Genomic DNA, 220 nt, shown 5'->3' with positions numbered 1-220 from the left:
CCTGCGGCTGGTACCGGACACCCCCACCGGGGAAAGTCACATGGATATTCCCGGCTGGCTTTACGATGCCATGGACGGGGCCGGTACCTGGTACGACGGGGACTATGGCAAAGGCCACATAGGGGTCCTGACGGTAGTTTTCGCCCCAGGCCACCAGCCCTTTCATGGGGTTGGTGACGGGTTTGGGCCCCGCCGGGATCTCTGCCGACACCAGAGGAAC

General features: G+C 63.6%; 1 protein-coding gene. It reads right to left on the bottom strand.

All coding sequences use genetic code 11. The features are described 5' to 3' along the window. Positions 1–220: hypothetical protein (locus H6B10_RS17015; RefSeq protein ID WP_204652519.1), on the bottom strand; the 220-nt coding region annotated here is incomplete at both ends.

This window comes from Gemmiger formicilis, assembly GCF_016901605.1.
GTDB classification, from domain to species: Bacteria; Bacillota; Clostridia; order Oscillospirales; family Ruminococcaceae; genus Gemmiger; species Gemmiger formicilis_B.
The sequence above is the reverse complement of the archived record's forward strand: the minus strand, read 5'-3'. Positions and strand labels throughout refer to the sequence as shown.